We start from the raw sequence: 6,876 nt of genomic DNA on the forward strand, positions 1-6,876 counted from the left end.
TTGACCCCCTCCTTCGGCGACCCGGACACCGGCGGCAGCGCCGGTGGCCCGGACGGCGTCGGCCCGGACGGCGTCGGCCCGGACGGCGTCGGCCCGGACGGTGGTGGCCCGGGCGGTGGTGGCCCGGGCGCCGGCAGCAGGGCCGGCGGCGCGGGCTCCGGTGAGCCGGGCTTCGCCGTGGACGGCGGCGGCGGTGAGCTGAGCCTCGCCCCGCTGCCGCGGGCCTTCTTCGACCGGCCCTCCCACGAGGTGGCGCCCGACCTGCTCGGGCGCGTGCTCGTGCACGGCAGCGGGGCGGGCGCCGTCGCCGTACGCCTGACCGAGGTCGAGGCGTACGGCGGCCCGGGCGAGGACCCGGCGGCCCACACCTACCGGGGCAGGACGCCGCGCAACGCGGTCATGTTCGGCCCGCCCGGTCACCTGTACGTCTACTTCACCTACGGCATGCACTTCTGCGCCAACCTCGTCTGCCTGCCGGAGGGCTCCGGCTCGGCCGCGCTGCTGCGGGCGGGCGAGGTGGTGGCGGGCCTCGACCTGGCCCGCTCCCGCCGCACCTCCGGCGCCCGCCCGCCCGGGAGGCGGGTCCCGGACCGTGACCTGGCGCGCGGCCCCGCCCGGCTGGCCGTGGCGCTCGGGCTGCTCCGCGAGCACAACGGCCTCGACGCCATCCTCGAAGGCTCGTTCGCCGGCCGCCCGCACGACTCGCTCACCGTGCTGGAAGGCCGGCCGGCCGACCCCGGCCTGATCAGGTCAGGGCCCCGCACCGGCGTGTCGACGGCCAGGGAGACCCCCTGGCGATTCTGGATCGACGGCGACCCGACCGTGTCGCCGTACCGTGCTCACGTGCCCCGGCGCCGCAACGCCGCGGCCACCTCCGTGGGGGAGGCGCCCAGCTCGTGAGCGCTGAAGATGTGCAGGTTGTCCTCGGTGTCGATCTCGAGCATCTCGGTGCGCAAGCCCCACCGCCTGCGCACGTCCACCTTGATGTCCCAGATCTTCTCCCACGGCACGTGCCGCCTGCCCGCGAACCCGTGCACCACGGTGATGCCGCTCTCGTCGGCCGCCAGCCGTACGGGGACCAGCAGGTCACGCAGCCCCATCCCGCCCACCAGCAGGGTCGCGGGGACGGCCAGGACAACGCCCCGGAAATCGCCCTCGGCCCACCAGTAAACGCCGAGCCCGGCACACGCCAGAGCCCCTAAGATCTTGAAAACGGCCAGCTCGCGACGGACCCTCCACATGGACACCCAGCGTATCCAAGTGGCGCGCATGCGCACTGATCGGGCAGGCTGTAGGCATCCACTTCGACCAGGAAAGCCAGATCACCGTGACCGACATCATCGACGACCTCGCATGGCGAGGCCTGATCGCCCAGTCCACCGACCTCGACGCCCTGCGCGCGTCCATGGCCAAGGCGCCGATCACGGTCTATTCCGGCTTCGACCCCACCGCGCCGTCGCTGCACATCGGCCACTTCGTGCCGCTGCTGACGCTGCGCCGCTTCCAGCTCGCCGGGCACAACCCGATCGGCCTGGTCGGCGGCGCCACCGGACTGATCGGTGACCCCAGCGGACGCAACACCGAGCGCTCGCTCAACTCCACGGAGATCGTCGCCGAGTGGGTGGAGCGCCTGCGCGGCCAGGTCGGCAAGTTCCTCGACTTCGACACCCGGCCCAACCCCGCCCGCCTGGTCAGCAACCTCGACTGGACCGGCGAGCTGAGCGCCATCGACTTCCTGCGCGACATCGGCAAGCACTTCCCGGTCAACCGCATGCTGGCCAGGGAGTCGGTCTCCGCCCGCCTGGCGGGGGAGGGGCTGAGCTACACCGAGTTCAGCTACCAGATCCTGCAGTCCAACGACTACCTGGAGCTCTACCGGCGCTACAACTGCACGCTCCAGATCGGCGGCAGCGACCAGTGGGGCAACATCACCGCGGGCGCCGACCTGATCCGCCGCATCGAGGGCGGGCACGTCCACGTGCTCACCCAGCCGCTCATCACCAAGGCCGACGGCACCAAGTTCGGCAAGACGGCGGGCGGCGCGCTCTGGCTCGACCCCGCGATGACCTCGCCGTACGCCTTCTACCAGTACTTCCTCAACTCCGACGACCGTGACGTGATCCACTACCTCAAGGTGTTCACGTTCCGCGGCCGCGAGGAGATCGAGGCCCTGGAGAAGGCCGTCGCCGAGCGGCCCTTCGCCCGCGAGGCCCAGCGCACGCTGGCCGAGGACCTCACCGAGATGCTGCACGGCAGGCAGGAGCTGGACGCGGTGCTGGCCGCCTCCAAGGCCCTGTTCGGCCAGGGTGCGCTGGAGGAGCTGCCGGCCGCCACCCTCGGCGCGGCGCTGGCCGAGGTGCCCAAGGCCACGGTGCCCGCGCTCGGCGCGTCGTTCGTGGACCTGCTGGCCGACAGCGGCCTGGTGGAGTCCAAGTCGGCGGCCCGGAGGGCGGTGAAGGAGGGCGGGGCGTACCTCAACAACCGCAAGATCACCGACGAGTCCTACACGCCGACCGCCGACGACCTGCTGGGCGGGCGCTTCATGGTGCTGCGCCGCGGCAAGAAGTCGATCGGCGGCGTCGAGGTCGGCTGACCTTCCGCACGACGAAGAGGCGGGCCTTCCCTCGCGGGGAGGCCCGCCTCTTGGTGTGGTACGGGACCGGGCGGCTCGTCCGGGTCACCGGGCGCAGGTCATGGGAGTCGGCGGGTCCCCGGCGGGTCCTCGGCGGTTTCCGACGGTTTCCGGCGGGTTCACCGGCGGGTGAACAGCGCGACCGTCAGGCCCGGCAGATCCCCCGAGTGCTTGGCCATGCTGAGCTCGAACCCGGCCTCCTTCACCTCGCCCACCCGGTCGATGGAGTCACCTTCCAGGCCCGACTGCTTCGTCCCGCGCCACACGACCCAAACCCGCTCACGCCCCTCCAGCGCCGCGGAGACATCGGAGCGCTCCGGATACCCGAACCCGTCAGGGTTGGGCGAATCCCCGGATCGCAGCACATCGACCGGCATGAGGGAATCGGCGTAGTAGTCGAAGCCGGCGCGCAGCGGGCTCTGCCCGTAGACGATCCCGTCATCCGGCTCGGCCTTGATCACGCGCAACGCCCACGGGATGTTCTCGAACCGCCCGTTCTCCTCCCGTACCTCCACGTGCTCGGGGATGGCCAGCGCGCACCCGAGCGCCACGACCGCCACCCCCGCCACGACGTGGAAGCGGGGCAGGCAGGCCACCGCCAGCCCGGCCAGGAGGGACAGCGCGGGGGCGGTCACGAAGAGGTACCGGTCCACGTACGCCGGCGTCACCAGCCACGACACCAGCAGCAACAACACCGGCGGCAACACCAGCCACCCCACCAGCACCGCCGCCCAAACCCGGCCACCGGGCCCGTCCAGCCCGCCACGACCATGGGAAGCATCCCGGCCGCGGAGACCATTCCGGCCGCGGAGACCCTCACGATCCTGAAGACCATCAGGGCCGTGGAAACGCTCGCGACCCTGAAGACCATCGGGGCCATGGTGACCGGCGCGGCCGTGGGCCTGCCGGAACAACAGCGCCGCCCCGGCCAGCGCCATCGCGAACAACACGACCCCGAGCCAGGTCGTCCCCGCCGCCATCTTGGGGAACTTGAGCCACACCTCCGGCCCCCGCTCGGGGATCCAGCTGATGGCATGCCGCTCCCCGTACCCGATCAGGCCCAGCACGGCGGCGGGCACGGACCCGACGGCCAGCGCAGCCAGCATCCGCACCGCGTGGGCCCGGCGCAGCAGCAGGAGCTGGGCGGGCAGGACGAGCACCGCGAACAGGTGCGTGGAGCACACGAGCGCGACCGCCACCCCGTACGCCACCCACCGCCGGAGGACGGGCCGCTCGATCGCCCGGTGCAGCGACCAGAACGCGAACACCACCGCGGCCGCCGCGAACGCGTACGACCTGGCGAAAGCCCCGTAGTAGGACACCGACGGCAGGATCGCGAAGACGCCGGCCGCGATCACCCCCGCCCGGACGCTGTGCAGACGCCGCCCCAGATCGGCCAGCAGCCAGGCCGCCACCCCGATTGCCACCGCCGACGGCAGCCGCAACCACAGCTCCGCCATGCCCGCCTTCACCCAGAGGTGCATGAACAGGTAGTACGGCAGGAAGTGCCCGTCAATGTGCCGGGCCAGCTCGAACATCCCCGGCAACGACCGGGTGGCGGCGCTGATCGTGGCGAGCTCGTCGCCGTTCAGCGTGGCGGCGCCCGTGCCGGAGAACGCGGCGAGCCCGGCGAGCAGACCCATCCACCATGGCGCTGACGTGCGCAGACGTTGGGCGGGACGAGCTGGGGGAGCTAGTGTGGCGGCAGTGGTCACCGGGGCAGGATACGCGGCATGGGGCGGGTTCACGGCGAATGTGATCACCTTGGCCCTCTGGCGCGGGTGCGACAGAGACCCTTCTCCGCCCGTCAGACCTCCGAGCTCTCCCCGCGACTTTCGGACAACCCGTACCGTGCAGGACTGACGCGAACCCACACCCCCGCCCGCCCGGAAACCGTCGCCTACCGCAACCTGGGAACCGTCGTGCACGGCAGCCGACCCCGAGCCCCATCTGCCTGGGAACAGGTCGTGCCCGCCAGCGGCCCGAGCCCTGTCCGCCCGGGAACCGTCGCGCACGGCAGCCGACCCCGAACCCTGTCCGTCTGGGAACCGTTGTGCACCGCGGTCGGCCCCCGCGCCCCTTCTCATCCGTAGCCGACTTCGCCCCTGACTTCCATGGCTCAGTGGCAGGCTTCGTTCACTGCTGGGTGGTGCGCGTCGGCTTCATCACGATCACCACCCGCCGCTCGGCGTCGCCGACGGGCCGCTCGTACTCCAGCCCGTACCGATCGGCCAGCACGTCGAAGAAGTCACCCGACGGATCCGCCTCCACCCGCTCGACGACCCCGCGGATCTCCAGATAGCGGTACGGCTGCTCCGGGTCGTTGATGGAGACCGCGACATGCGGGTTCTCCAGGACGTTCACGCACTTGCGCCGATCGGTCGTGGTCGTGAACCGCAGGTGCTCACCGTCCCAGACCGTCCAGACGGGATTCACGTGAGGCGTGCCGTCGGGCGCGATCGTGGCCAGGTGGGCGAAGAGCGGCCTGGTCAGCAGGTCGAGGTGGCTTTCCGGAATCATCGTCGCGCCCTTTCTCGGCTTCCCCGAGCTGCCGATCAGCTCGGACTCGGGCACATTATCAAAGCTTTGATAACCATCAACACTGGAAGGAGGATCTGAGGTTGTACTCTCGGCGCCATGGGGATGCCTGCGGACGAACGCCTCGGCCTGGACATCAAGCGCGCCGAACAGGCCCTGATCGCCGCGAAACAGGTCGCCGTACGGCCGGCGGGACTGACCGTTCCCCAGTACGCGGCCCTGCTCGCCCTCTCCGACAGCCCCGGCATCTCGGGAGCGGCGCTGGCCCGCGCGTGCCTGGTGACTCCGCAGGCCATGACCGTGGTGCTCAAGAACCTGGAGGAACGCGGGCTGGTCGAGCGTTCGCCGCACCCGTGGCACCGCAACGTCCTGGAGATCCGGCTCACGGAGACCGGGCAGGCGGCGCTGCGACTGGCCGACGAGCGGGCCGTGGTGATCGAGCGGGCGATCGCCGCCGAGCTCAGCCCCGAGGAGCGGGACCTCCTGCGCGACCTGCTGGCCCGCTGCAACGAAGCCATCACCCGCGCCACCTCCGAACTGTGACCCGCCCCCGGCACTCCCGTTTGCGACGGCACTCCTGCCTCGCGGCGGCACTCCTGTGACGCTTCCGTCCTGTGACGGCGCTTCTGTCTTGCGGTGGCGCTCCCGCCTTGCGGTGGTGCCTGCACCTCACGCGCTTGCCTTCGCATCCGCCATGTCGCGCGCCCTTGACTCCGCATCCGGCGCCTCGGGTTCACGGCCTCAACTCCGCATGCGGCACCTCACGCCTGACCTCGCGTCCCGGACTTCGCGCTCTTGCCCCGCGTCCGGGACCCTGCACTCTTGCCCCGTGCCCTTGCTCCACTCCCGGGACTTCGCGTCCTTATCTCGCGCCCGGTGCCTCGCACCCCAGGCTTTGCGTCCAGACCTCATGCCCCTGGCATTGCGTCCGGTACTTCGTGCCTCGCGCTCTTCACCCCCCATATCCGGAACTTCCCGATGACCTTGACTCGGCACCTTCCACGCACTCGGCACCTTCCGCGCGAAGCTCCTGTCCGGCATCACCTCCCGCCCCGCGTTGTGCACCCCGACATCCGTCAGAGGTTCTGCAACCGGTGCCCAGCCGAGTTGAGCGGTAGGAGGCCGGCACCCCGGCGGCCTTCCAGCACTCCGCCCGCCCATGCCGGCCGGCGGTCCTCCGCCACGACCTGCTCACACCCCACGACGCCAGGGGGCGGACAGCCGCGCCGCGCGGGGCGATTTGACGTGTCGCGGATCGCGACCTAATCTTTCACTTCGCCCGGGGAGGTGAGCCGGACGCCGATCAGGCGGACGGGCCCCCAGGGCAAGCCCCTTGAAACAACCGAGCCACCCGGCAGAGCCGCTTCGGCGTGCTTCCGCTTGGGGCGGTTTCTGGGCATGCCGAGGACACCGAAAATCGGTTGATTCGACATAGTCCGGATGCCACGGTAAGTTACGAGGGTTGCCTCGGAGCCGGGGCACACAATCTTGGAAGATCGGATCGCTTCCCGGCAAACCGCCGGATTTGACACGAAGCGAGACAATCTGATAAGATTGAGGAGAACGAGATAGCGCCTCCGGGCCGGTTCACCGCAAGTGAACCTGGTGAGGAAGTACGCGTCCGTTTCTTGAGAACTCAACAGTGTGTTAAAAGCCAGTGCATGATGCACAACCCCGTCATTGATTTGACGGATTCCTTTGGTTGA

Annotated in this window: 6 protein-coding genes; 3 read left to right on the plus strand and 3 right to left on the minus strand. The window is 70.4% G+C overall.

Translation table 11 applies throughout. The features are described from left to right. Entirely contained in the window at positions 1 to 900 is a 900-nt protein-coding gene (locus IO39_RS15075; protein WP_245641980.1) for a DNA-3-methyladenine glycosylase, read from the plus strand. Here IO39_RS15075 and IO39_RS15080 read toward each other — a convergent pair. Further along, positions 840 to 1,241, minus strand: a complete 402-nt coding sequence (locus IO39_RS15080; RefSeq protein WP_052422912.1) for a PH domain-containing protein — start codon at positions 1,239 to 1,241, stop codon at positions 840 to 842. The two genes, IO39_RS15075 and IO39_RS15080, sit on opposite strands and share 61 nt — an antisense overlap. An 86-nt stretch (positions 1,242 to 1,327) precedes the next feature. Between IO39_RS15080 and tyrS the strand changes: the two genes are divergently transcribed. Beyond that, the gene (gene tyrS / locus IO39_RS15085) at positions 1,328 to 2,593 is read left to right on the plus strand and encodes a tyrosine--tRNA ligase (protein WP_043622222.1); all 1,266 of its coding nucleotides are present in this window, start codon (positions 1,328 to 1,330) and stop codon (positions 2,591 to 2,593) included. A 158-nt stretch (positions 2,594 to 2,751) separates the two neighbouring features. Here tyrS and IO39_RS57705 read toward each other — a convergent pair whose 3' ends face one another. Together IO39_RS57705 and IO39_RS15095 are read right to left on the minus strand one after the other, a co-directional pair. After that, positions 2,752 to 4,275: a glycosyltransferase family 39 protein gene (locus IO39_RS57705; RefSeq protein WP_043622225.1), complete on the minus strand. Its 1,524-nt coding sequence runs from the start codon at positions 4,273 to 4,275 to the stop codon at positions 2,752 to 2,754. Positions 4,276 to 4,768: 493 nt separating this feature from the next. After that, on the minus strand, positions 4,769 to 5,206 hold the full coding sequence (locus IO39_RS15095; RefSeq protein ID WP_245641981.1) for a PPOX class F420-dependent oxidoreductase: 438 nt from the start codon (positions 5,204 to 5,206) through the stop codon (positions 4,769 to 4,771). 63 nt (positions 5,207 to 5,269) lie between these two features. On the opposite strand from IO39_RS15095, the gene IO39_RS15100 reads away from it, so the two are divergent. Next, a complete protein-coding gene (locus IO39_RS15100; protein WP_211267019.1) occupies positions 5,270 to 5,713 on the plus strand; it encodes a MarR family winged helix-turn-helix transcriptional regulator in 444 nt (147 codons plus the stop codon). Positions 5,714 to 6,876 lie beyond the last annotated feature (1,163 nt).

Source organism: Nonomuraea candida (assembly GCF_000725485.1).
Classification (GTDB): Bacteria; Actinomycetota; Actinomycetes; order Streptosporangiales; family Streptosporangiaceae; genus Nonomuraea; species Nonomuraea candida.

Coding starts and splice junctions, on each gene's coding strand:
- IO39_RS15080 (WP_052422912.1), bottom strand. CDS start 1,241: ATGTGGAGGGTCCGTCGCGAGCTGGCCGTTTTCAAGATCTTAGGGGCT.
- IO39_RS57705 (WP_043622225.1), bottom strand. CDS start 4,275: ATGGGTCTGCTCGCCGGGCTCGCCGCGTTCTCCGGCACGGGCGCCGCC.
- IO39_RS15100 (WP_211267019.1), top strand. CDS start 5,270: ATGGGGATGCCTGCGGACGAACGCCTCGGCCTGGACATCAAGCGCGCC.